This is a genomic window from Meridianimaribacter flavus (genome assembly GCF_004366715.1).
Lineage (GTDB): Bacteria > Bacteroidota > Bacteroidia > Flavobacteriales > Flavobacteriaceae > Gaetbulibacter_B > Gaetbulibacter_B jejuensis.
This window is the reverse complement of record NZ_SOQZ01000004.1, coordinates 17,220-42,828: the sequence shown is the minus strand read 5'-3', so window position 1 is coordinate 42,828 and position 25,609 is coordinate 17,220. Positions and strand designations below refer to the sequence as shown.

23 protein-coding genes and 1 other RNA gene are annotated in these 25,609 nt (G+C 33.2%); 15 read left to right on the top strand and 9 right to left on the bottom strand.

The features are described from left to right. Positions 1-36: 36 nt before the first annotated feature. Both ssrS and rny read left to right on the top strand, forming a co-directional pair. Positions 37-144: non-coding RNA, 6S RNA (gene ssrS / locus A8975_RS09245), on the top strand. Between the two features lie 54 nt (positions 145-198). Continuing rightward, positions 199-1,776, top strand: coding sequence for a ribonuclease Y (rny, locus tag A8975_RS09240; RefSeq protein WP_129760757.1), 1,578 nt, complete (start codon positions 199-201; stop codon positions 1,774-1,776). A 51-nt stretch (positions 1,777-1,827) separates the two neighbouring features. On the opposite strand, the gene A8975_RS09235 is transcribed toward rny, so the two are convergent. Further along, entirely contained in the window at positions 1,828-2,988 is a 1,161-nt protein-coding gene (locus A8975_RS09235; RefSeq protein WP_134200017.1) for a sensor histidine kinase, read from the bottom strand. 97 nt (positions 2,989-3,085) lie between these two features. After that, positions 3,086-3,997, bottom strand: coding sequence for a site-specific tyrosine recombinase XerD (gene xerD / locus A8975_RS09230; RefSeq protein WP_134200015.1), 912 nt, complete (start codon positions 3,995-3,997; stop codon positions 3,086-3,088). A gap of 221 nt (positions 3,998-4,218) precedes the next feature. On the opposite strand from xerD, the gene A8975_RS09225 reads away from it, so the two are divergent. From A8975_RS09225 to A8975_RS09205, 5 genes are all read left to right on the top strand, one after another. Further along, positions 4,219-4,713 carry an outer membrane beta-barrel protein gene (locus tag A8975_RS09225; protein WP_129760760.1) on the top strand — a complete coding sequence of 165 codons (495 nt, stop codon included), beginning with the start codon at positions 4,219-4,221 and terminating at the stop codon, positions 4,711-4,713. A 156-nt stretch (positions 4,714-4,869) separates the two neighbouring features. Further along, on the top strand, positions 4,870-5,415 hold the full coding sequence (locus tag A8975_RS09220; protein WP_134200013.1) for a hypothetical protein: 546 nt from the start codon (positions 4,870-4,872) through the stop codon (positions 5,413-5,415). 78 nt (positions 5,416-5,493) lie between these two features. Then, complete coding sequence (gene aroQ, locus A8975_RS09215; RefSeq protein ID WP_134200010.1) at positions 5,494-5,913, top strand: type II 3-dehydroquinate dehydratase; 420 nt, start codon at positions 5,494-5,496, stop codon at positions 5,911-5,913. Positions 5,914-6,020: 107 nt separating this feature from the next. Then, positions 6,021-6,530 (top strand): hypothetical protein, encoded by a 510-nt coding sequence (locus tag A8975_RS09210; RefSeq protein WP_134200008.1) that lies wholly within the window; start codon positions 6,021-6,023, stop codon positions 6,528-6,530. 76 nt (positions 6,531-6,606) lie between these two features. Further along, positions 6,607-7,038: a hypothetical protein gene (locus A8975_RS09205; RefSeq protein WP_166667463.1), complete on the top strand. Its 432-nt coding sequence runs from the start codon at positions 6,607-6,609 to the stop codon at positions 7,036-7,038. Positions 7,039-7,091: 53 nt separating this feature from the next. Here A8975_RS09205 and lpdA read toward each other — a convergent pair whose 3' ends face one another. Beyond that, the gene (lpdA, locus tag A8975_RS09200; protein ID WP_131507293.1) at positions 7,092-8,468 is read right to left on the bottom strand and encodes a dihydrolipoyl dehydrogenase; all 1,377 of its coding nucleotides are present in this window, start codon (positions 8,466-8,468) and stop codon (positions 7,092-7,094) included. A 116-nt stretch (positions 8,469-8,584) separates the two neighbouring features. Here lpdA and A8975_RS09195 point away from each other — a divergent pair, with 116 nt between their 5' ends. Continuing rightward, a complete protein-coding gene (locus A8975_RS09195) occupies positions 8,585-9,889 on the top strand; it encodes an NAD(P)/FAD-dependent oxidoreductase (protein WP_134200004.1) in 1,305 nt (434 codons plus the stop codon). Here A8975_RS09195 and A8975_RS09190 read toward each other — a convergent pair. Beyond that, complete coding sequence (locus A8975_RS09190) at positions 9,886-10,416, bottom strand: DUF1572 family protein (RefSeq protein ID WP_134200002.1); 531 nt, start codon at positions 10,414-10,416, stop codon at positions 9,886-9,888. The genes A8975_RS09195 and A8975_RS09190 overlap by 4 nt on opposite strands. Before the next feature lie 36 nt (positions 10,417-10,452). Continuing rightward, positions 10,453-10,941, bottom strand: coding sequence for a peptide-methionine (R)-S-oxide reductase MsrB (gene msrB, locus A8975_RS09185; protein ID WP_134200000.1), 489 nt, complete (start codon positions 10,939-10,941; stop codon positions 10,453-10,455). A gap of 124 nt (positions 10,942-11,065) precedes the next feature. Here msrB and glgB point away from each other — a divergent pair, with 124 nt between their 5' ends. The 6 genes from glgB (at position 11,066) to A8975_RS09155 (ending at position 19,853) form a co-directional block, all read left to right on the top strand. After that, the gene (glgB, locus tag A8975_RS09180; RefSeq protein ID WP_134199998.1) at positions 11,066-12,979 is read left to right on the top strand and encodes a 1,4-alpha-glucan branching protein GlgB; all 1,914 of its coding nucleotides are present in this window, start codon (positions 11,066-11,068) and stop codon (positions 12,977-12,979) included. A 95-nt stretch (positions 12,980-13,074) separates the two neighbouring features. Further along, a complete protein-coding gene (locus A8975_RS09175; protein ID WP_134199996.1) occupies positions 13,075-15,480 on the top strand; it encodes a glycoside hydrolase family 31 protein in 2,406 nt (801 codons plus the stop codon). A gap of 105 nt (positions 15,481-15,585) precedes the next feature. Next, complete coding sequence (locus A8975_RS09170) at positions 15,586-16,401, top strand: M48 family metallopeptidase (RefSeq protein ID WP_131507282.1); 816 nt, start codon at positions 15,586-15,588, stop codon at positions 16,399-16,401. 75 nt (positions 16,402-16,476) lie between these two features. After that, on the top strand, positions 16,477-17,811 hold the full coding sequence (locus A8975_RS09165; RefSeq protein ID WP_134199994.1) for an MFS transporter: 1,335 nt from the start codon (positions 16,477-16,479) through the stop codon (positions 17,809-17,811). 41 nt (positions 17,812-17,852) lie between these two features. Then, on the top strand, positions 17,853-18,920 hold the full coding sequence (locus A8975_RS09160) for a hypothetical protein (protein ID WP_134199992.1): 1,068 nt from the start codon (positions 17,853-17,855) through the stop codon (positions 18,918-18,920). Between the two features lie 72 nt (positions 18,921-18,992). Continuing rightward, positions 18,993-19,853 (top strand): hypothetical protein, encoded by an 861-nt coding sequence (locus A8975_RS09155; protein ID WP_131507278.1) that lies wholly within the window; start codon positions 18,993-18,995, stop codon positions 19,851-19,853. 83 nt (positions 19,854-19,936) lie between these two features. On the opposite strand, the gene A8975_RS09150 is transcribed toward A8975_RS09155, so the two are convergent. The 4 genes from A8975_RS09150 to A8975_RS09135 are packed head-to-tail and all read right to left on the bottom strand — an operon-like array spanning position 19,937 to position 22,873. Next, a complete protein-coding gene (locus A8975_RS09150; protein ID WP_134199989.1) occupies positions 19,937-20,647 on the bottom strand; it encodes a head GIN domain-containing protein in 711 nt (236 codons plus the stop codon). A 20-nt stretch (positions 20,648-20,667) separates the two neighbouring features. Next, positions 20,668-21,762, bottom strand: coding sequence for a hypothetical protein (locus A8975_RS09145; RefSeq protein ID WP_134199987.1), 1,095 nt, complete (start codon positions 21,760-21,762; stop codon positions 20,668-20,670). After that, positions 21,740-22,303, bottom strand: a complete 564-nt coding sequence (locus A8975_RS09140; RefSeq protein WP_134199985.1) for a hypothetical protein — start codon at positions 22,301-22,303, stop codon at positions 21,740-21,742. Before A8975_RS09140 ends, A8975_RS09145 begins: the two co-directional genes overlap by 23 nt. A gap of 9 nt (positions 22,304-22,312) precedes the next feature. Then, entirely contained in the window at positions 22,313-22,873 is a 561-nt protein-coding gene (locus tag A8975_RS09135) for an RNA polymerase sigma factor (RefSeq protein WP_134199983.1), read from the bottom strand. A 231-nt stretch (positions 22,874-23,104) separates the two neighbouring features. Between A8975_RS09135 and lon the strand changes: the two genes are divergently transcribed. Beyond that, entirely contained in the window at positions 23,105-25,555 is a 2,451-nt protein-coding gene (gene lon / locus A8975_RS09130) for an endopeptidase La (protein ID WP_134200468.1), read from the top strand. Positions 25,556-25,609: the final 54 nt, after the last annotated feature.

Sequence of the window (25,609 nt, the reverse complement as noted above, 5' to 3'; positions counted from 1 at the left end):
AAGGTTACTGCCTACATTAGTTATTTTTTTTGATAAACTCAACGTTAATTCTTTAAAAAGGGTGAGTTTAAGTTGTAAAAGCAAGCCATCTTTGAATGGATCCTTGATCAGCTTGTTAGCCCTAAACTTGTTTTTAAGGAGTTTATACAAAATGCTCAACTGATGTAGGCTTTTTTTATATATAAACACTAACTAAACATGGAAACGAACACAATTTTATTAATTGTTGGAGGAATAGTATTAGGAGTAATACTTGGATATATAGTTGCAAAATCATTAGAAAAAAGCAACGCATCAAAGCTTATTAAGAATGCTAAAAGTGAAGCAGATTCAATTATAAAGCAAGCAAACTCCGAAGGAGAATCGATTAAAAAAGATAAAATACTTCAGGCAAAAGAAAAGTTTATCGAGCTAAAGTCTGAACACGAAAAGGTGATTTTATCTAGAGATAAAAAAATGGCTGAAGCTGAAAAAAGGACTAGAGATAAAGAGTCTCAAGTATCTAACGAGCTTTCAAAAAGTAAAAAAGCCAATCAAGAACTAGACGCAAAAATCAAAGATTATGATTTTCGTTTAGACTTTTTAGAGAAGAAAAAAGTAGAGCTCGAAAAAGCGCATAAAAGCCAAATTCAGCAATTAGAAGTTATCTCAGGACTTTCTGCTGAAGATGCTAAAGCACAATTGGTAGAGTCACTTAAAGGTGAAGCTAAAACTGATGCAATGGCCTTTATTCAAGATAGAATAGAAGAAGCTAAACTTACCGCTCAACAAGAAGCAAAGAAAATTATTATTAACACCATTCAGCGTATAGGTACTGAAGAAGCTATTGATAACTGTGTATCGGTTTTCAATATCGAATCTGATGACGTTAAAGGACGCATTATTGGTCGTGAAGGTCGAAACATTAGAGCTATTGAAGCTGCAACAGGAGTAGAGATTATTGTTGATGACACACCTGAAGCAATCATTTTATCATGCTTTGACTCTGTGCGACGAGAAGTAGCGCGTTTATCGTTACACAAGTTGGTAACTGATGGTAGAATTCATCCTGCACGTATTGAAGAGGTTGTTAAAAAGACGCAGAAACAAATAGAGCAGGAGATTATTGAAGTAGGTAAGCGTACTGTAATTGATTTAGGAATTCATGGATTACATCCTGAACTTATAAAGCTTGTAGGACGTATGAAGTACCGTTCGTCTTACGGACAAAACTTATTACAACACTCTCGTGAAGTTGCTAAGCTATGTGGTGTAATGGCTGCAGAATTAGGCCTAAACCCAAAACTAGCTAAACGTGCTGGTTTATTACACGATATAGGAAAAGTGCCAGATAGTGAAGCTGATATCGAAACGCCTCACGCTATCTTAGGAATGCAATGGGCTGAAAAATATGGTGAAAAACCAGAAGTATGCAACGCTATTGGAGCGCACCACGACGAAATAGAAATGACTACTTTATTATCGCCAATTATTCAGGTGTGTGATGCTATTTCAGGAGCAAGACCAGGAGCAAGACGACAAGTGCTAGATTCTTATATTCAAAGGTTAAAAGACCTTGAAGACGTTGCATTTGGATTTACAGGAGTTAATAAAGCTTATGCAATACAAGCAGGTAGAGAGCTTCGTGTAATTGTTGAAAGTGAAAAGGTATCTGATGATCAAGCAGCAAACTTATCGTTTGAGATTTCACAAAAAATCCAAACAGATATGACGTATCCTGGTCAGGTTAAAGTTACTGTAATTAGAGAAACAAGAGCAGTTAATATTGCTAAATAGAATATATAAACTACTACAACGTAAAAAAAGCACCTAAAAAGGTGCTTTTTTTTATGTGTTTAATGTGACTTTAAAGCAAGTACCTTGGTTAGGAGTGCTATCAACTTCAATAGTTCCTCCAAGAGCTTCTACTTGGGTTTTTGTAATATATAAACCTATGCCTTTGGAGTCTTCTCTTTGAGTGCCATGAAATGTTTGGTAAAGCTGAAAAATCTTGTCTTCATGTTTGTTTAAATCTATACCAATACCATTATCCTTAACAGTAAGTTGAATAGTGTTAATAGTTACATCGCAATTTAATGTTATTAAGGGTTGACGTGTTTTACTACTGTATTTAATACTGTTTGAAATTAAATTGTGTATAACGCTATTTAAGTAACTTACGTTGGTATTTAAATAAATTGTTTCAGGAATAAGATTTTCAATTAAAACATTATGTTTTTTAATATCAAGTACTAAGCTTTCCAGAACTTTTTTTGCAACCTCTCTTAAGTTTACTCTTTGATTAAGTGCTTTGGTATCTGACTTTGATTTAATACTAATGATAGAATTTAAATCGGTTATGGTTTCAGTTAAAGATTTTGAAATAGTTTTTAAATGATTAACCATGTCTTCCTTTTCGTTTTCAGAACTAGCTTGGTCATAAAACTCTAAAATACTCTCAAAGTTACCAACGTGTGTGCGTAGGTTATGAGATACAATATGAGTAAAGTTGTGTAACCTATCGTTTTGATTAGTTATAAGGTCAAGATTTATTTTTAATGCCTCTTCAACTTCTTTACGTTTGGTAATATTGGAGTGTGTACCAATAATTCTTGTAGGTTTACCATCATTATCTTTACTAATAACTTTACCTCTATCTAAAATCCACGTATAACTTCCGTCTTTACAGCGTATTCTATGTTCGTTTATATAGATGTCAAGTTCGCCTCTTAAGTGTGCATTAAAGTCTCTGTAATAGGCTTCTCTATCTTCAGGATGAACTCTTTTGTCCCATTCGTCTGATGTGTTTCCAATTTCATAATCTTCGTAGCCTATCATTTGTTTAGACTCTTCAGAATAAAACACTTCGTTAGTTTTTGCATTCCAATCCCAAACACCAATATTTGAGTTTTCTAAAGCAAAACGCCATTTATAACTATCAGTAATTAACTCTTCGAGATATTTATCATTATTTAAGCATTCTATGTAGAGTAGCTTGCTATTTTCCATAAGTTTTGATTGATGTAAGGGCTTTTGTGTTAAGACACATAATCTAAAAAAGGGTCACAAAGATATGACTGATTTTTAGAAAAAATTATGAAGAACATTATTTTCTTGGATGAAACTGAGTAAGTACGTCTTTTAAGTGAGTTCTATCAACATGCATATAAATTTCGGTAGTGGTAATACTTTCATGACCTAACATAAGTTGTATAGCTCTTAAATCGGCACCATTTTCTAATAAATGAGTAGCAAACGAATGTCTAAATGTATGTGGAGAAATAGTTTTTTGAAGACCAGTTTTCTTTGCTAGCTGTTTAATAATTGTAAATATCATAGCACGAGTAAGCTGTTTTCCTCTATTGTTTAAAAATAAAGTGTCTTTAAACTCTTTTTGAACATTAATAGTTGTACGCACTTCGTTTTTATAGATGTTAATGTACTTTTGAGTGTTTTTTCCAATAGGCACAAACCGTTGCTTATTACCTTTACCTGTAACTTTTATAAAACCTTCATCAAAATAAAGGTCAGACAGCTTTAGGTTAGTAAGTTCGCTTACACGCAATCCGCAACTGTAAAGTGTTTCTAGTATAGTCCTATCGCGTTCACCAATTCGTATACCATTATACTCTTTGGTAATATCAATAGCAGCTATAAGCGAGTCAATGTCTTCAATACTTAAAGTGTCTGGTAGTTTTCGGCCTATTTTAGGCGACTCTATATGGTCTAAAGGATTTGTGGTTCTGTAATCTTCAAATACCAAATAGCTAAAAAAACTACGCAAACCAGATATTAAACGCGATTGTGACCTAGCATTAAGAGATTTTGATAATTCGTAAATGAATGGTTGTATAGTATCATAATCAATTACATCAGGCGATTGATTAATGTTATTCTCTTCTAAATAGATGATGAGTTTTTGAACATCATACTCATAATTAGTAATTGAGTTATCAGACAACCCTCTTTCAATTTTGAGATAATGTTTATAATCGTTGAGTGCATTTAGCCATTTCATTGGGTAAAAATAGTACTTTTTTACTGTAAATTAGTCAAAATCAGTACGTCATATGTCGTATATTTCTTAAAAATTGTTAATAACGTGTTTTTTAAATCATTGATAATTAACAACTTAAAAATTAATGTTTATAAAATTGTTAATAACTAGCGATAAAAATGTGAAAAATTCAAAAAAAAGTGTTTAGTTTGCTAATAATCAATTTAAAAACTTTAAATATTATGAAAAAATTAATGTTATTAGCTGCTATGGTAGCTTTTGGGTTTACTGCTAAAGCCCAAGATTTTAATGCAGGAATTAGTGCTGCATTACCAATTGGAGATGCTGGAGACTCTTACACTTTTGGAGTTAATTTAGACGCAAATTATTTATGGGAAGTTTCTGAAAGCTTCAATGCAGGTGTTGCTGCTGGTTATCATCACTATTTTGGAGATTCTGTTGAAGTATTAGGAACATCTATTGATGTAGACGATGCAGGATTTTTACCAATAGCTGCTGCTGGTCGTTTTGCTGTTTCTGAAGAATTTACTTTAGGAGCTGACTTAGGATACGCAATAGGACTAAGTCCAGATGGTAACGATGGTGGATTTTACTATGCTCCTAAAGTACAATATGGAGTAAGCGAATCTTTAGATATCGTTTTATCTTATAAGGGAGTAAGTGTTGATGGTGGATCTTTCGATGCGATTTCTTTAGGTATTGAGTTTGGGTTATAATATTCCAAAACATAAAAAATGAAGCCGAAACATTCGTTTCGGCTTTTTTTATGTTCTGATACTTAAAAGGTTAAGAAAATTCTTGTTAAAATGTTGTGTAGATAAAAAACTTCTACATACTTTCGCAAACTCAATTAAAAAAAAACTTAATCAATTATGAAAAAATTATTTTTATTTGCTGCTGCTGCAGTATTAGGATTATCTAATGTAAACGCTCAAGATTCTGATAACGGATCAACTGCTTTATCTAAAGGAAGTATCCTTGTTGAAGCTAACACTGGTTTTGGTGCTGACATGTATGGACACAGTGCTAATACAGGTTTTGGTTTATTATCTGTAGATGGAACTACAATATGGTCAATAGGTGCTGAAGGTGGTTATTTTGTTATGGATGATTTAGCTGTAAAAGTTGGTTTAGGATACAACGATTACGATGGCGCTTCTTCTTTCAGCTATAAGTTAGGTGCTAAGTACTATATCGCTAGCCAATTCCCAGTACAAGTTGATTTAACTGGTGCTTCTGGTGATGATGTTTATGGTGATGAGTCTCCATTATGGGTTGGATTACAAGGTGGATATGCTTGGTTTGTAGCTGATAACATCAGCATTGAGCCAGGTTTAAGATACAATCTTTCAATGAACGAAGATTTCACTGATGAAGGAATCTTTGAATTCAGAATTGGATTTGCTTTACATTTCTAATTAAAAGAAATAATAGTTATAAAAAGCCGAAGCAATTGCTTCGGCTTTTTTTATACCTTTTTTTAATATCTTTACTATATGAAGAAACTAATTATTATTAATGGACCTAATTTAAATTTGCTAGGTAAACGTGAAACCAATATATATGGTAGCTTAACTTTTAATGAGTTTTTTGATACAATACAAGAAAAGTATAAAAACGTAAACATAGAATACTTTCAGTCAAATATTGAAGGCGAAATTATTAATAGACTTCATGAAGCTGGTTATGGTGCTTATGATGGTATTGTATTAAATGCTGCTGCTTATACACATACTTCTGTTGGTATAGGTGATGCTGTAAAAGCCATTGAAACACCTGTTGTAGAAGTTCATATTTCCAACACATTTGATAGGGAAGAGTTTAGACATGTATCCTATGTTTCTCCTAATGCAAAAGGCGTAATAGTTGGTTTTGGTTTACAAAGCTATGAGCTTGGTATTCAAAGCTTTTTATAAAGTTATGATTAATAAATTAACTTTTTTTAAGCTATAATTTAAGGTTCTTTTGTGAAATATTTATTCTATGTTGTTGTAAATTAGTGTAAAATACTATACTCAGCCATATGAAACGATTAATTTCTAGCCTGTTATTAGTTGGTCTTTTTCAAACTATTAACGCTCAAGAAACGAGCACTCAACCAGTAGATTCTTTTACACAAAGTGACGAAGTCTTGAATTCAGATTTAGGGATTAATTACTTTTATGGTAGCTATTTTTCAGAATACGACATACTTGGAGATGATTGGACCTTGAGAACAGAACTGCATAAAACCTTTACACCACATTTTAATTATTTAGAATATCCTTTTCTTTTAAAATATGGAGTTACAAATAAATTTAGTGTAATGGCTGGTCCAAAAGTTAATATTCTCACAGATAATACAGGAGTTCCACGCGAATACTCCATGTCCATGACTACTGGAGTTCAATATGATGTTAATGATAATTTGAATATTTATGCGCGATTTAATTTGTTAATGACTGAGCAGTTTGAGAATGAGGGTTTTAATACACAACATTATCAAGGTAAATCACGTTCTTCTTTTAATTTAGGCTCTAGATTTAAGTTCTAGATACATAATTTAACCAATTACATAACTAACCATGAGATTTAATCTATTACTATTTTTTTGTATTTCAACATTTACAATGCATTCACAAAATGAAGTGAATTTTGGGGTTAAAGGAGGTTTAAACCTTACGTTTTTTAATGTAGAAGAAGCTAATTTTGGAGCAAACACTGAAACTGAAACAGGATTTTATTTAGGTGCTTGTACTGAGTTTGAAATTAACGAAACCTTTTCTTTGCAACCTGAAGTGTTATACATTGGGCTTAGTGATTTTAAGTTTATAAATGCTCCTATTTATGCCAAATATGAAGTGGCTAACAATTTTAACTTACTTGCAGGACCTAGTCTTAATTACTTTTTTGATTTTTTCTCTAGTAAATTTAAGGTAAGAGCAGATATAAGTGCGTCTTATAATATCACACCTTCATTAGATGCTCACATGAAATACACCATAGGATTTGAAGAAATAGCTCCTAATGGATTGTTCATAGGAATGGGACTTGTATTATAAAAAAAAGCAACCCAAATTAAGGATTGCTTTTTATATCTATTAGTTTGTTTTGTTTAGATATGAATACACTCATCATAAGCATCTGCAACAGCTTCCATAATTGCTTCACTCATTGTTGGGTGAGGATGTACTGCTTTTAATACTTCATGACCTGTAGTTTCTAGTTTTCTACCTAAAACAGCTTCAGCAACCATATCAGTTACTCCAGCACCAATCATGTGGCATCCTAACCATTCACCATATTTGGCATCAAAAATAACTTTTACAAAGCCTTCTTTATTTCCACCAGCACTTGCCTTACCAGAAGCCGAGAATGGGAATTTTCCAACTTTAATATCGATACCTTGATCTTTAGCTTGTTTTTCGGTTAAACCAACGCTAGCAATTTCTGGAGTACAATATGTACAACCAGGAATGTTTCCGTAGTCTAAAGCTTCAACATGCATTCCTGCAATTTTTTCAACACAAAGAATTCCTTCAGCAGAGGCTACGTGAGCTAATGCTTGACCAGGAGTAACGTCTCCAATAGCGTAATAACCAGGTATATTGGTTTGGTAGAAATCATTTACTAAAATTTTATCTCTATCAACAACAATACCTACGTCTTCTAATCCTATGTTTTCAATATTGGTTTTAATTCCTACTGCAGATAATACTACATCAGCTTCAAGAACTTCTTCTCCTTTAGATGTTTTTACAGTAGCCTTAACACCTTTTCCTGAAGTGTCAACTTTAGTTACTTCGGCTGAAGTCATGATTTTAATACCACTTTTCTTAAAGCTACGTTCTAGTTGTTTAGATACGTCTTGATCTTCAACAGGAACAATATTAGGTAAGTACTCAACTATAGTTACCTCAGTTCCCATAGAGTTGTAAAAGTAAGCAAACTCAACACCTATAGCTCCAGAACCTACAACAATCATCTTTTTAGGTTGCTCTTTTAAACTCATTGCTTCACGGTAACCTATTACTTTTTTACCATCTTGTGGTAAGCTAGGTAACTCTCTAGAACGTGCTCCAGTTGCTATTACAATATGGTCAGCACTGTAGTCTTTACCATCAACTTCAACTTTCTTTCCAGGTTTTACTTTTCCATACCCTTCAATAACGTCAATTTTGTTCTTTTTCATTAAAAACTGAACACCTTTGCTCATACCATCTGCTACACCACGACTACGTTTTACAACAGCATCAAAATCTTTATCAGCATCTTTAACTGATAATCCGTAATCTTCAGCATGTTTTAAGTATTCAAATACTTGTGCAGATTTTAACAATGCTTTTGTTGGAATACAACCCCAATTTAAGCACACACCACCTAGACTTTCTTTTTCAACAATTGCAGTTTTAAAACCTAATTGAGAAGCTCTAATAGCAGTTACGTAGCCTCCAGGACCACTTCCAAGAACAATAATATCGTATTTACTCATGAGAATTTGTTTTGTCTTATTTTGAAGCTACGAATTTACAAAACCTAAATTGAAATATGAATTTAGCTAACAAAAAATTATATGTTTTGCTACCTTTGTATTGAAAGTTAAGCTTTATGAATATACCTAGAGTGAGTTATCCACGCATTGTTATTATTGGTGGTGGATTTGCAGGCATTTCTCTTGCCAGAAGATTATCAAAAAAAGAAGCACAAGTTGTTTTATTGGATAAACACAATTATCACACGTTTCAGCCTTTACTATATCAAGTCTCTACAGGTGGATTAGAACCTGATTCTATAGCATATCCATTGCGAAAAATATTGAAGAATTTTCCTAATATTTTCTTTAGAATGGCAAATGTGAAGGAGATTGATGCCGAAAATAAAATAGTTAAGTCTGATATTGGAGATTTAAAGTTCGATTATCTAGTTATTGCAACAGGTTCTGAAACCAATTATTTTGGTAACCAATCGATTGAAAAGCATAGTATGGCTATGAAAAGCATACCACAATCGCTTAACCTTAGAAGTTTAATTTTAGAGAATTTTGAAGATGCGTTACTCACATCAGACCTTGATGAGCGTAATGCTTTAATGAATTTTGTAATTGTAGGAGCAGGACCAACAGGAGTAGAATTAGCTGGTGCTTTAGCCGAAATAAAGAAAGGCATTTTACCTAAAGATTATCCTGATTTAGATACGCGTTTAGCACAAATAAATCTTGTGCAATCTGGTGACAGAGTGTTGAAAGAAATGAGTGAAAAGGCTTCTAAAAAAGCTGAAGATTTTCTTGAAGAACTAGGTGTTAACATTTGGAAAGATTTAAGAGTTACAGGATATGATGGTAAAACGGTAACTACAAATACCGATGTTACTTTTGAAACTGCAACTGTTGTTTGGGCTGCAGGTGTTAAAGGTGCTACCATAAAAGGATTAGATGCTCAAGATTACATTACAAGAGGTAATAGAGTAGTGGTAAACGAATTTAACCAAGTAAAAGGGTTTGATAGCATTTTTGCTGTAGGTGATATTGCTTGTATGCAAACCGAAGATTTTCCGCAAGGTTATCCTATGATGGCTCAACCTGCTATTCAACAAGGAAAACAACTTGGAGATAACTTGGTGAGATTAATAGATTGTAAACCCATGAAACCTTTTAAGTATAACGATAAAGGATCAATGGCAACAGTAGGTCGTAATAAAGCGGTTGTAGATTTAGAGTCGTTTAAATTTCAAGGTGTGTTTGCATGGTTTGTTTGGATGTTTGTTCACTTATTCTTTTTAATAGGATTTAGAAACAGAGCAATTGTTTTTATAAACTGGGTGTATAATTACATTCGTTTTGATAGGGAAGCACGACTAATTATTAGGCCTTATAAAAAACATCACATTGTAAAATCTGAAGTGAAAAAAAGTTAATTTCTGTTCTTGTTGAATTTTTCTTTGTTAAATGCTTCAGATTGTCCTTTGGGAATAGATAATGATTTCCAATGGTTCTCTTTTAGCAATTTTCCTATATAAGCAATTTGACCGATGTGATAAGGGTAATGTCCTAATTGCCTAAAGATAGCCTCAGCTACAGTATGCTTTTCATTTCTAATGTAAACTATACGTTCTAAATCAGAATCTTTAAGTGGTTGTATAGCGTCAAACAAACAGTTCCAACCCTTTTCCCATGCTTGCAAAACATCGTTTTTAGTTGTGTAAGTTGCCACAAATTCTTGTTCGCGATGCCTCCAATCTTTTTCACCATCTTCTGTTAAAAAATTGGTCCACCTACTCAACATATTTCCTACCATGTGTTTAACAATTATAGAAATACTATTTGAAGTATCATTAGGTTGCCAATTCATATCATCAAAAGATAGCTGGTCAAATGTTTTGTCAGCAGCAGTTTTGTAGTATTCAAACTGCTTGATTATGCCAGAAATTATTGTGTTTTCCATAAGTGTAAAGATAACACTTATGTCAATGACTAGGTGCTAATTTTTTTCAGCTTTAGCGTCAAAGTTTAAACTCGCAGAGTTTACACAAAAACGCTTTCCTGTTGCAGTAGGTCCATCATTAAAAATGTGTCCTAAATGTCCTCCACAATTGGCACAAAGTATTTCGGTGCGAACCATTCCTAAAGAGCGATCTTCTTTATATTTTATAGTACCTTCAATGGCATTGTCAAAACTGGGCCAACCACAATCTGACATAAACTTATCTCCACTTTCAAATAATTGAGCATCACAAGCAGCACAAGCATAAGTCCCTTTTTCAAAGTGTAAATTGTACTTGCCTGTGTGAGGTCTTTCAGTGCCTTTTTCTCTTAATACATAAAATTGTTCATCAGTTAAAACGCGTTTCCATTCTTCATCAGTTTTGTTCACTTTGTAAACGTCTTTTTTTGTAGTTTTTGTTTTTTGCGCTACAGTATTGCAGCTAAATAACATTCCTACAACAAATAATAAAAAGAGCTTTTTCATAATTCTAAATTTTCAATTTTTTATGGTTTTGGTCGAAACCATTAGCTTAAAATTACATTTATTTAAAAGAAATAATACTTTTACAGTGTATTTAATTATGTACATTTAGTGTTTAATTCTCAATATGGAAAAGGTAGTAGCCTATAGTTTGTTTACAGAATTTGATATTGGTCTTTTCAAAGCAGGAAAGCATTACAGACTTTATGAAAAGTTTGGATCTCACATTACTACTTTAAATGGAGTAAAAGGGACGTATTTTGCTGTTTGGGCTCCAAGCGCTAAGGCTGTTTCGGTTATAGGTGATTTTAACTTTTGGGAAGATGAACAACACCAACTTAATGTACGTTGGGATTCTAGCGGAATATGGGAAGGCTTTATACCCAATGTTGGGAAAGGTAGTGTGTATAAGTATAAAATACATAGTAATAATGCTGATATAATAACTGAAAAAGCTGACCCTTACGCAAGACGATGCGAACATCCTCCAAAAACAGCTTCAATAGTTTGGGATGATGAAAATTATACTTGGGATGATGCCAAATGGATGAAAAAGCGTAAAGCTAATAATGCTTTGGACGCTCCATTTTCAGTATACGAGGTGCACTTAGGGTCTTGGAAACGAAAGCTAGAACACAATCGGTTTTTGTCTTATCGAGAATTAGCTGACGAGTTGGTAAGCTATGTAAAGGACATGAACTTTACACATGTAGAGTTGATGCCAGTAATGGAATATCCTTATGACCCAAGTTGGGGTTATCAAATTACAGGATATTTTGCACCAACATCGCGTTTTGGGTATCCTGAAGAGTTTAAACTTCTGGTAGATAAACTTCATCAAAATGACATAGGAATTATTCTAGATTGGGTACCATCACATTTCCCAGAAGATGCTCACGGACTCGGTTTTTTTGATGGCTCACATTTGTACGAACATCCTGATAAGCGAAAAGGCTATCATCCTGATTGGAAAAGCCTAATTTTTAACTATGGTCGAAATGAAGTAAAATCATTTCTAATTAGTAACGCTATTTTTTGGTTAGATCATTATCATGCAGATGGTTTAAGGGTTGATGCTGTGGCATCTATGTTGTTTTTAGACTATTCAAGAGAAGAAGGAGAGTGGGAACCAAATAAGTTTGGAGGTAGAGAAAACCTTGAGGCTATTGATTTTATGAAAGAAATGAATGAAGCCGTTTATAGTTTGTTTCCTGATGTACAAACCATTGCTGAAGAATCTACAGCATATCCAATGGTATCAAAACCAACTTTTTTAGGAGGTTTAGGATTTGGTATGAAATGGATGATGGGTTGGATGCACGATACACTTCAATATTTTGCAAAAGAACCTATTTATAGAAAGCATCATCAAAATGATTTAACGTTTTCAATGACCTATGCATTTTCAGAGAATTTTATGCTGCCTTTATCACATGACGAAGTTGTGTATGGTAAACGTTCTTTACTAGGTAGAATGCCAGGTGACGAATGGCAACGCTTTGCAAATTTACGATTGCTGTATAGTTACATGTTTACACATCCTGGAGCAAACTTGCTGTTTCAAGGAGCCGAATTTGGGCAAAGCGAAGAATGGAATTTTCAACAAAGTTTAGATTGGCATTTATTACAGTATGATGTTCATAAAGGTGTTCAAACACTTATAAAAGATTTGAATACACTGTACAAAGGTGAACCTGCTTTACATCAAAAGCAATTTTCAAACGACGGTTTTGAATGGATAGATTATAACGATTCTGAAAACTCTGTACTCGTCTATCTAAGAAAAGGTAAGCTAGTAAAAGATAACATTATTGTGGTGTGTAATATGACGCCAATTCCTAGGGAAGACTATAGGATAGGATTACCCAAACAAGGAACACTTAAAGAAATCTTTAATAGTGATTTAAAGTCATACAATGGTACAGGTGAATATCAAAACAAAACGCTTAAGTCAGAGAAAAAAGATTGGCAGTATAGAAAGCATTCTGTAGAGATTACTATTCCACCTTTAGGTATGGTAGCGTTTAAATATTCAAAATAAATTTTCGAAAACGTTATAGTTAATAATTCTTATAAACTAATGTTTTATATGTGGTAACTTATACGTTTTTTTGTTATGTATATTAACCTTGACTTATGATTGTAAATACTGAATTAGAATATAAAGGAAACTTATTTCCTTCAAAAATTGTTTCGTATAGCAAAGATGTTGATACCTTGTATTTTAAAACCGATAATGATGTTGTTTTAGAATTAACAGTGGTTAGAGATAGTGTGTTGAGATTTAGGTTTACAACAACAGGCAATTTTGAAAACGATTTTTCTTATGCAATAACCAAATATGCAAGTAGAGGATATAATAAACTTGAGATTGAAGAGCAAGAAGAAGTTTATAAAGTCACAACTTCAAAACTAATTTGTGAAATTTCAAAACTAGACCTTAGAGTGTCATTGTTTGATGCGATTGATGGAAGTTTGATAAACGAAGACGAATTAGGGTTTCATTGGGAAGAAAGCTATGAGTTTGGAGGCAATATTGTAAAAATGAGCAAAGCCTCTCATGATGGTGAAAGTTACTTTGGTCTTGGAGATAAACCTGCAAAGCTTAACCTAAAAGGAAAACGCTTTGAAAACTGGGTAACCGATTCTTACGCTTATGGTAAAAATACAGACCCAATCTATAAAACAATACCGTTTTATACAGCATTGCATAATAAAAAAGCCTACGGAATTTTCTTTGACAATACCTTTAGGTCATTTTTTGACTTTGCTAATGAAAGACGCAACGTCACTAGTTTTTGGGCTCAAGGAGGCGAAATGAACTACTATTTCATTTATGGTCCTCAAATGAGCGATGTAGTTGCTAATTATACAGATTTAACAGGAAAACCACATCAACTGCCACCACTTTGGGCATTAGGTTTTCACCAATGTAAATGGAGCTATTATCCAGAAAGTAAAGTAAAAGAAATCACCCAAAAATTTAGAGAGTTAAGAATACCATGTGATGCTATCTATTTAGATATTGATTATATGGATGGTTTTAGATGTTTTACTTGGAATAAAGACTATTTTCCTGATCCTAAGAGAATGGTTAAAGAACTATCAGACGATGGTTTTAAAACTGTTGTTATCATTGATCCAGGAATTAAAATAGATATGGAATACAGTGTGTTTAAAGAAGCTTTAGATAAAGATTACTTCTGTAAACGTGCTGATGGACCATACATGAAAGGTAAAGTATGGCCTGGGGAATGTTATTTCCCTGATTTTACAAATCCTGAAGTTAGAGAATGGTGGTCAGGTTTATTCAAAGAGCTTGTTGAAGACATTGGTGTAAAAGGAGTTTGGAACGATATGAACGAGCCTGCAGTTATGGAAGTTCCTAATAAAACTTTCCCTAACGATGTAAGACACGATTATGATGGTAACCCTTGTAGCCACAGAAAAGCGCATAACATTTATGGTATGCAAATGGCAAGAGCTACATATCAAGGATTAAAAAAGTACTCTTATCCAAAACGACCATTTGTAATTACAAGAGCAGCCTATTCAGGAACTCAAAGATATACATCAACTTGGACAGGTGATAACGTTGCAACATGGGAGCATTTATGGATAGCAAACATACAAGCACAACGTATGGCAATGTCTGGTTTTTCATTTGCTGGTAGCGATATAGGTGGATTTGCAGAACAGCCACAAGGTGAGCTTTTTACTCGTTGGATTCAGTTAGGAGTATTTCACCCATTTTGTAGAGTACATTCTTCTGGTGATCATGGCGATCAAGAACCATGGGCTTTTGATGAAGACGTAACAGATATTGTTAGAAAGTTTATTGAACTTCGCTACCAATTACTTCCATATTTATATACTACATTTTGGCAGTATGTAGAAGAAGGTATTCCAATGTTAAAATCATTAATGTTGTTTGATCAAGAAGACGTTCACACGCATTACAGAAATGACGAGTTTATTTTTGGTGAAAAAATATTGGTTTGTCCAATTTTAGAACAAAATGCAAGAGGCAGACGCATGTTTGTACCTAGAGGAAAATGGTTCAATTTCTGGACAAATGAAATTGTGAATGGAGGAAAGGAAATGTGGGTTGATGCTGATATTGATAGTATGCCAATTTTTGTAAAAGAAGGAGCAATTATCCCAAAATATCCTGTTCAGCAGTATGTAGACGAAAAAGAAATAGACCAAGTTGTATTAGATGTATATTACAAAGAAGGTAAAGAAGATTCTCTATTTTATGATGATGCACATGATGGTTATGACTACATAAAAGGACGTTATAGTTTTAGAACGTTTAAGTTAACAGGAAAGCCAAATCAGCTTATTATTCAGCAACATAAAGAAGGTAAGTTTACAGCAAACTATCAGCAGTTTTTAGTAAAATTCCATGGATTACCATTTAAGGTTTCTAGTATCCAAATTGATAATGTCGATATTCCATTAGCTAATGTTAAGATGAATGGAGACAATAGTATGATAGTTGATAAAGACTTTACCGAGCTTCACTTAGTGGGAGAATAAGAACTAAACTGTAAGTTAATTGTGACAATTTATGATGTTATGTGTCATAATTGTATGGAATGATTTTTGTAAATTTATAACTAATAACATTTAACACCATCAATAATGAACTATAGAAAAAGCATCGTTGCATTAGGTACAGTATTACTGTTTTTATCTTGTGCAACAAACCCTTTTACAGGGAAAAAAACAATGGCATTTGTATCTAACGACCAATTGTTTCCATCATCATTTTCGCAATACGATCAATTTTTAACTGAAAACAAAGTAGTTACAGGAACTGCTGATGCTGAAATGATTAAACGTGTTGGTCAACGTATTGCAGTTGCTGCTGAGCGTTGGTTAAATGCTAATGGCTATGAAGGGTATTTAAAAGATTACCAATGGGAATATAATCTAGTTAATGACGAAACTGTAAATGCTTGGTGTATGCCTGGAGGAAAAATTGTATTCTACACAGGTATTTTACCAATAGCAAATGGTGAAACAGGAGTAGCAGCTATTATGGGACACGAGGTATCACACGCTTTAGCAAACCATGGACAACAACGTATGAGTGCTGCATATATACAACAAGGTCTTGCAGTAGCAGGTAATTTTGCTATAAAAGATGAGCAAACCAGAAATATATTTAACCAATCTTATGGAGTAGGTTCAAATGTACTAGGAATGTTGCCTTTTAGTAGAAGTCATGAAACGCAAGCTGATGAGATTGGACAAATGATTATGGCTATTGCAGGCTATAATCCTGATGAATGTGCTGAACTTTGGAAACGTATGCAAGCACAAAGTGGAGGACAAGCACCACCTGAGTTTTTAAGTACGCATCCTTCAAACGAAACAAGAATTGCTAATCTTACAAAGAATGCTGCAAAGGCAAAAGCTGAAGCAAAAAAGTTTGGTGTAACATCGTTTAAATGATAACACCAAATTCTAAAAATATTTGATTACTTTAGAAGCTGTCCTAAAAAGGGCAGCTTTTTATTTTAACTAACTATGGCAGAACTTCAAAAGGGAAGTAAAAAACTTCTTAATGCTTGGGCATTTTATGATTGGGCAAATTCAGTATATACTTTAACTATAGCATCTTCTATTTTTCCATTGTTTTATGGGAGTTTATTTGCAACAAAAACCGAACTGGTTTCGGCATTTGGATATGAATTTAAACAAACCGTTTTAATTGAAATTGTAACAGCGTTTACCTTTCTTGTGGTTGCGTTTTCATCACCAATACTTTCAGGTATTGCCGATTTTGTAGGAAACAAAAAAACGTTCATGAAGTTTTTCTGTTATGTTGGTGGCTTAGGTTGTATAGGCTTGTATTGGTTTAGTAAAGATTTAATTCACGTTAGTTTACTGTTCTATTTTATGGGACTTATAGGATATTGGGGAAGTTTGGTGTTTTATAATTCGTATTTACCAGACATCGCGTTCGAGGACCAACAGGATAGCATAAGTGCAAAAGGATTTAGTTTGGGCTACATAGGTAGCGTGTTATTATTAATTCTTAACCTTTTTATGGTTATGTTTCCTGAGTGGTTTGGATTTGATGTTGGTACAACCGAAGAGTCTCGAAATACAGCTTCAATAGAAGCTATGAGAATTTCATTTATAACAGTTGGGTTATGGTGGATTATATTTAGTCAGTACACATTTTATGTATTACCAAAAGGAACATCTAAAGGTCATAAAGTAACCAAAAGTGTAATTTTTAACGGATTTACTGAGCTTAAATCGGTTTGGAAAGAGCTTAAGCAAAACCTAAGATTAAAACGTTATTTGTATGCGTTTTTTGTGTTTAGTATGGCTGTACAAACCATTATGTTAATGGCTGTATACTTTGGTGAAAAAGAAATTCTTTGGGCTGATGATAATGAAAAAAGAACAGGATTAATAGTGAGCATACTAGTAATTCAATTAGTAGCTGTATTAGGAGCTGTATTGACTTCGAGAGCATCAAAGCGTTTTGGAAACAAATACACGCTAATTGTAATTAATGCTATATGGATGCTCTTATGTGTATGTGCTTACTTTGTAACATTGCCAATACACTTTTATGTTACTGCTGCATTTGTAGGCTTAGTAATGGGAGGAATACAAGCTTTGGCACGTTCTACGTATTCAAAATATTTACCAGAAACTGAAGATTCAACCTCATATTTTAGTTTTTATGATGTAGCTGAAAAAATAGGAATCGTTATCGGTATGGCTATTTTTGCTATTGTTGACCACATAAGTACAATGCGAAATGCTATTGTATTTCTATTTCTGTTTTTCTTATTTGGAATAATTTTATTGTTCAGAGTGCCTAAATCTAATCCTGAAAATTAATTAAAAGTATTATGTTTGTAAAAACCCAACTCAAAACTATTATGAAAAAACTCAGTTTTTTATTTTCTCTATTTATTCTTTTATCAGCATTTACTTGCGAAAACGAACCATTAGATAGTGAAATAGATGCAACTGATTCAGGGAATTTAAATTGTGAGGCTGCAGCACAAGAAGTAGCAACTGCTGCTTTAGCTTTTATTTCTGCTGGAGAAGGAGACTATCCTCAATTATGTTCTGCCTACAAAACAGCATTAGAAAACTTGTTAGCAGCTTGTGGTGATCCTGATGGAAGTATTCAATCTAGTATCGATGCTTTAGGAGATTGTTCTGACCCTAACGGATTTGATGATTGCGAAGCTTTAGCGAACGCAACTAACTTAGCAGAGGTAAACTTTAATAACGCAACTGATGATAATTATGCTGATTATTGTAATGCTTACAAGTTGGCTCTAGAAAACCAAATTGCCGAATGCGGAGATGACGACGGAAACTTGCAAGCGATTGTTGATGATTTAGGTGATTGTAACAATAGTTCTCCAGTGTCTAGCGCAGAATTCTACATAACAGGTTTATTTAATGGAGAATCAATAATTATGGAAACAGGAACCAGTGATAATTATCTTACAGGAGATGGGTCTGGTTTTAGTGTTTTAGATTTTGAAGACGATAATTGTATAATAGGTTATCATGGTACATTGGCTTCTTCACTTCCTTTTAATCAATTACCAGCCGCAAATATAAACTTCGATTATTTTTACAACGGAGGATGCAATTATACTAATGAAACTAGTGTATTTAATTCTATTTTTACTGTTGGTAGTTATGACGCTTTAAATGATGAAGGAAATTTAGAACAAGGTATGCATATGGAGTATTATCCTACAGGTCTTGAAGGAGGCTGGTATACTAGTGCTTCAGGTGATCAATCAAACAGTCAATTTCAAATTACAAATTCAGAATCTGCAAACTACACATTAAGTAATGGAAACGAAGTGTATAGACAAATAGTAACAGGAACATTTAATTGTGTGTTATATGATAGCAATGGAAACTCAATTGAAGTAACAGAAGGTACTTTTAGAGTTCGTTTTAGTCAGTATTTTAATTAATAAAAAGGGACACTCAATTTTATCTTTGAGACTTAAAGCATTATGTTTGTAAAAATTCAACTCAAAACTATTATGAAAAAACTCAGTTTTTTATTTTCTCTATTTATTCTTTTATCAGCATTTACTTGCGAAAATGAACCATTAGATAGTGAAATAGATACATCAAACTCAGGAAATTTAAATTGTGAAGCTGCAGCACAAGAAGTAGCTACAGCTGCTTTAGCTTTTGTTTCGGTTACTGATGATAACTATACTCAATTGTGTTCTGCGTACAAAACCGCATTAGAAAACTTATTAGCAGCTTGTGGTGATCCTGATGGAAGCATTCAATCTAGTATCGACGCTTTAGGAGATTGTTCAGATCCTAACGGATTTGATGATTGTGAAGCTTTAGCGAACGCAACTAACTTAGCTGAGGTAAACTTTAATAATGCAACTGACGATAATTATGCTGACTATTGTAATGCTTACAAATTGGCTTTAGAAAACCAAATTGCCGAATGTGGAGATAACGACGGAAGCTTACAAGCGATTGTTGATGATTTAGGCGAATGTGTTGTAAATGTTGAAAACCCTGATCAAGAACTAAGCCTTTTTGCAGGTACAGCTCCAATTGATTTTGAAGATATTAGTGTAGCTGTTGAAAACGGAATGGTAAAAGTTACAGGAGTAGATACATCTCCAGGATCTGTATATTCAATTTATTTTGAAGTACCTGTTGATACTACAGGAGAAGGTTTAATTAATGATACTTTTGAATTAACATTAACATCAGTATTTTATCCTTCAGAATTAGGACCTCCATTTGATTTTGTATCAAATATAACAGTTAATGAAGCTGGAAATTTAGTTGGTTCTTTTGGAGGAGTAGTTACCAATGCAGATGGAGGAGACCTTAGTATTACTTCAGGTGTTATTAATATTACGTATTAAGAAATATAAACGATAAAAATAAAAAGCCACTCTTCCTAAGTAATGGGATTGAGTGGCTTTTTTAATTGATTGATGAAATTATTTTAGTTGCTAATACTTCCTGAGCCTGCAACTTTAGTATCTTCAGTTTTTGGGTTTCCTCTATATTCTATATCACCAGAACCTGCAACTCTTGCTTTTAAACTTATATTACTCACAACTTCAGCATCACCAGAACCTGCAACAGCTACATTTGTGTGGTTTGACTGCAAATTAAAGCCATGAAAATCTCCTGATCCTGAAACTTTAGCTTCTAACTCATTGGTGTTTCCTTTAAGCGTTAAATCGCCAGAGCCAGCTAGTTTTCCAACTATAGAAGAAGCCTCTACGTTAAGTACTACATCACCAGAACCAGCTAAAGCTACGTCGAGGTTTGTAGAGGTAATTTTATCTTCGTTCCAAAGGTCTCCAGAACCAGCAAGCGATACATTATTGATATCTTTAAAAGGAATGGTAATTTTAATAGTTTTCCCTTTACTTGTTCTAAGGTTAACATTGTTTTCGGTTTTAACGATAAGGTTTCCACCTTTAACTTCGGTAACTATATACTCTAAAAGGTTTTCTTCACCTTCGATAGTTATGTTTCCTTCAGTTCCTGCTACTAAAATATAATCAAACGAACCAGCACATTTTATACCATCATAGTCTGATGTTGATCTGGTAATAGTGGTCATGTTTCCATTGCCTTTTATTTTTTGTGCGTTTACAATAAACGAACATGCTAAAAAGGCTAAAAATAAGATTGATTTTTTCATTGTTTAGTTGTGTTTTTTGATTAATTCTCTTTTAGTGTTACACTTCCATAGTCTGAAGTGATTTTAATGTTGTTTCCGCTATTTGGGTTTCCTTTATGTCCTAAGTAATATTTGTCAGTAGATTCAATTCGTTTTTTAGAAATTTCAACAGCATCATCAATTTTTAGGGATGCATACTCTAAATCAATTTCAAAATTAAAGTTGTATCCAGGATCGTAGCCAATTGTAATTCCAACATAATCTGACTCTATCAATACACTTCCTGCATTTGCAGCCATTTTAGCAATTTTTATAGAACCATAATCAGCATTCAATTTTACATTTTTATAAATGTTGCCAAGTCTTTGAGTTAGATAATCCCCTTTGCCATTTACGTTGTTTGCGTTATTAATGGTAATTGAACCATAATCACAATTGTAACTTACATTTTCAGCAACTTCAATTGTAGAGTCTGTATAGTCTGCCGAAATTTCAAGATTTTTCGTTTTTGCAACAGTATACCCACTGTAATCAGCATTGATTTTACCACTTTTTATATACTCAAAGTAGCAGTTTTTAGTATAGTCAAAGCTTAGTATGTTATTGTCTGACATTAATTCTTTTGTGGTAATCTTTCCGTAATCGCATCTTATTATAGCGCTTCCTTCTAGCTTATCAAGTGTAATGCTACCATAGTCGTTGTTTAAATCGACATTGTTGGTAATAGGAAGGTTGACTATGTAATTAATTTCCATATTAATATTGTTACCTTTTCCCCAATTCCACCAAGACTTTGATTTGTTTTTATTGAAAATGGTTTTTGCTTCAACTTCGTTTGATGTTGCGTTAAATTCAACAGTAATTTCATCAAGCTTTTTTTGAACCTCGTCTAAATCATTTCCGTTGGTTTTTATAACCACTTCAATAGATGTTGTGTTGCCTTCGTAGGTAGCTACATTGATATTACCATAGCTATTTTTTATTCTTAATAGAGCATCACTGTTAACAGTAAACTCTTTTTTAATGGTTTTTTCTTTAGTGTGTTTGCCTTTTAAGCTTGTTCCACCAGCTATAACAGATAGTGGCATCACTAAAACCAAGGTTAAAAACAGGTTATATAGTATTTTTGATTTCATTATTTTGTTGCTTTAATTGTTTAACTTGTTCTATGTTTTCTAGTACTGATTGTAATACGTCAATTCTGGTTTGAAAATTTGAGATCATAGCATAAATAACTCGTTTGTCATCTCCACTTTCAGTAAGGTCAACTTTTAGTAATTCGTATTCTTTTTCTAAAATGTTTAACTGCTTTAAAGCATCGTCAACCAAAACTTTGGTTTCAGGAGAACGCTCATCTTTAAGTAATGCTAATTCTTTGTTTATAGCTGTTGTAAAGAAATCTTGAGTTTTTGATAACTCTGGAGACACACTAGCTAAATCTTTTACTTCAGGTTCTTGCTGAGTAATAGTAAAAAGACTTAAACATAGTATTACTGATGCAGCAACAGCCATTAAAGGTTTCCAAATGTTTTTACCTTTGGATTCAACCGTTGTTACTTTAGTATCTTGAGTTTTTAATTTACTCAAAAAACGATCTTGATGACCTATAGATGGAGTTTCAATGTCAAATTGACCATCTAGCTTTTCAAACAAATTCTTTAAGTTATCTTTTTCCATATCGTTTACTTATAATTCAGCTAATGGCTGAAGTTTTTGCCTCAAACTTTCTTTAGCTCTAGATATCATTGTTCTGCAATTGGCGTGTGATATATTCATGATTTCCGAGATTTCTTCATAATCATAACCTTCAATTAAATGCAGTGTTAAGCTAACTTGGTAATTTTCTTTAAGCTGCTTCATACTCTGCATAACTTGGGTTGCTTTTAGATTGGTAAATTCATAATCTTCGGCAATCCCTTGCTCATCTTCAATTTTATACATTACATTATCTAAAGGAACATCACTGTATTTACTGTTTTTATTGTAATGGTAAATACTATTGTTTACTACAATTCGTTTTAACCATGATCCAAAAGTCGACACGTTTTTTAAGCTGTCTAATTTTGTAAAAGCGGTTAAAAAAGAATCTTGCATGATATCTTCAGCTTCAAAGCTGTCTTTTACAATTCGGTGTGCAGTATTATACATAGCTTTGTAATACCGGTTGTAGACTTCCATTTGCGCGTTTTGGTTGCCTAATTTACATAGCTGTAGTAGCTGCTCTATATTTTGATTGGTTAGTGTCAAAAAACAAATGCTTTAGTATAAAGATGTATGTGTTTTTAATTTGTTACACTTTAATTGAAAAAAGTTTTTACTGTGATATTTTGGTAATGGCATAACTATTGAAATTATATAAAGGTAAATAACTTTGTTGATATGTTAAATTGTTGATTATCAGCATTTGTTTTGAATATTTAATGATTAATTAAAATGCATTTTGTTATTTATAATGACAGAATGACCTACAAAAGATATATGGCAAAATCTAATTTTTTAAGTCTTGACAGTTTGTCATTACAGGATTTCGATGAAAATTCAGAGTTAATCCCACTAATGACACCTGAAGATGAAGCAGAAATAAATAATGAAGCACTACCCGAAACATTACCAATATTACCATTACGTAATACAGTCTTGTTTCCTGGAGTGGTTATTCCAATTACAGCAGGTAGAGACAAGTCTATAAAGCTTATTAACGATGCTAATAAAAGTAGTAAGGTAATAGGTGTGGTTTCTCAAATAGATGAAACTATCGAAAACCCAACAGGAAACGACATTTATAAAAAAGGAACAGTAGCTAAAATCCTTAAAGTTTTAAAAATGCCTGATGGTAATACTACTATTATTATACAAGGTAAAAGACGTTTTGAGATTGATACAATAGTTTCTGAAAAACCTTATATAACAGCAACTATCAAAGATGTGGCAGAAGCTAAACCAGCTGTTGATAACGAGGAGTTTTCGGCAATAATAGATTCTATAAAAGAATTGTCGCTTCAAATCATTAAGGAAAGCCCAAACATTCCTACCGAAGCTACTTTTGCAATTAAAAACATTGAAAGCAATTCGTTTCTGGTAAATTTCGTGTCTTCAAACATGAATCTTACAGTAAAGGAAAAGCAAGAGCTTTTAGAGATAAACGATTTAAAAGAGCGTGCGTTAACGACTTTAAAGTATATGAATGTTGAGTTCCAAAAGCTGGAGCTTAAAAACGACATTCAGTCTAAAGTGCAAAGCGACATGAGCCAACAGCAACGTGAGTACTTTTTACATCAACAAATGAAAACCATTCAAGAAGAACTTGGAGGTGTTTCGTATGAAGAGGAAGTAGAAGAAATGCGTCAACGTGCTAAGGATAAAGTTTGGGATGAAAAAGTAGGCGAGCATTTTGATAAAGAATTATCTAAATTACAGCGAATGAATCCGCAAGTTGCAGAGTATTCTATTCAACGTAATTACTTAGACTTATTTTTAGATTTACCTTGGAATGAGTTTAGTGACGATAACTTCGATTTAAAACACGCTAAAAAAGTTTTAGACCGAGACCATTATGGATTAGATGACGTAAAACGTCGAATTATTGAATATTTGGCAGTTTTAAAATTGCGTAATGATATGAAATCTCCAATCCTTTGTCTTTATGGACCTCCAGGAGTTGGTAAAACGTCTTTAGGGAAGTCTATTGCTGAAGCTTTAGGAAGAGAGTATGTAAGGATGTCATTAGGAGGTTTGCGAGATGAAGCTGAAATTAGAGGACATCGTAAAACCTATATTGGTGCAATGCCTGGACGAATTCTTCAAAGTCTTAAAAAGGCAGGAACATCAAACCCAGTGTTTGTGTTAGATGAGATAGATAAACTGTCTAATTCGCATCAAGGCGATCCTTCATCTGCAATGTTAGAAGTGTTAGATCCTGAGCAAAACAGTGAGTTTTATGATAACTTCTTAGAAATGGGATTTGACCTTTCTAAAGTGATGTTTATTGCAACCTCTAATAGCTTAAATACCATTCAGCCTGCTTTAAGAGACAGAATGGAAATTATAAATGTAAGCGGTTATACTATTGAAGAAAAAGTTGAAATCGCAAAAAGACATTTACTGCCAAAACAACTTGAAGAACATGGTTTAAAACCTAAAGACCTTAAAATAGCAAAACCACAATTAGAAAAAATTGTAGAAGGTTATACTAGAGAGTCTGGTGTTAGAGGATTGGAAAAACAAGTAGCAAAAATGGTGCGTTATGCAGCAAAAAACATTGCTATGGAAGAGGAGTACAATGTAAAAGTGAGTAATGATGATATTGTAGAAGTACTTGGAGCACCAAAGCTAGAACGCGATAAATATGAAAATAATAATGTAGCAGGAGTTGTTACAGGATTAGCTTGGACTAGAGTAGGAGGCGATATTTTGTTTATAGAATCAATACTTTCTAAAGGAAAAGGTAATTTAACTATTACTGGTAACTTAGGAAAGGTGATGAAAGAGTCTGCTACCATTGCTATGGAGTATATTAAATCGCATGCTGATGAGTTTGGTATAAACCCAGAAGTGTTTGATAAATATAACGTACACATTCACGTACCTGAAGGAGCTACTCCTAAAGATGGTCCAAGTGCAGGTGTAACTATGTTAACCTCTTTAGTGTCTTTATTTACGCAACGTAAAGTTAAAAGTAGTTTAGCGATGACAGGTGAGATTACGCTTCGTGGAAAAGTGTTACCTGTTGGTGGAATTAAAGAAAAAATATTGGCTGCTAAACGTGCTCGAATAAAAGAAATCTTACTTTGTGAAGACAACAAGCGTGATATAGACGAAATAAAGCCTGAATATTTAAAAGGTCTCAAATTTCACTATGTTACCGATATGAGTGATGTTTTAAAGCTTGCACTCACTAACCAAAAGGTTAAAAATGCAAAGGCCTTATAAGTTTAAACCTCAACAATTTGTTGAGGTTTTTTTATAGCATAAAAATAAAACAAT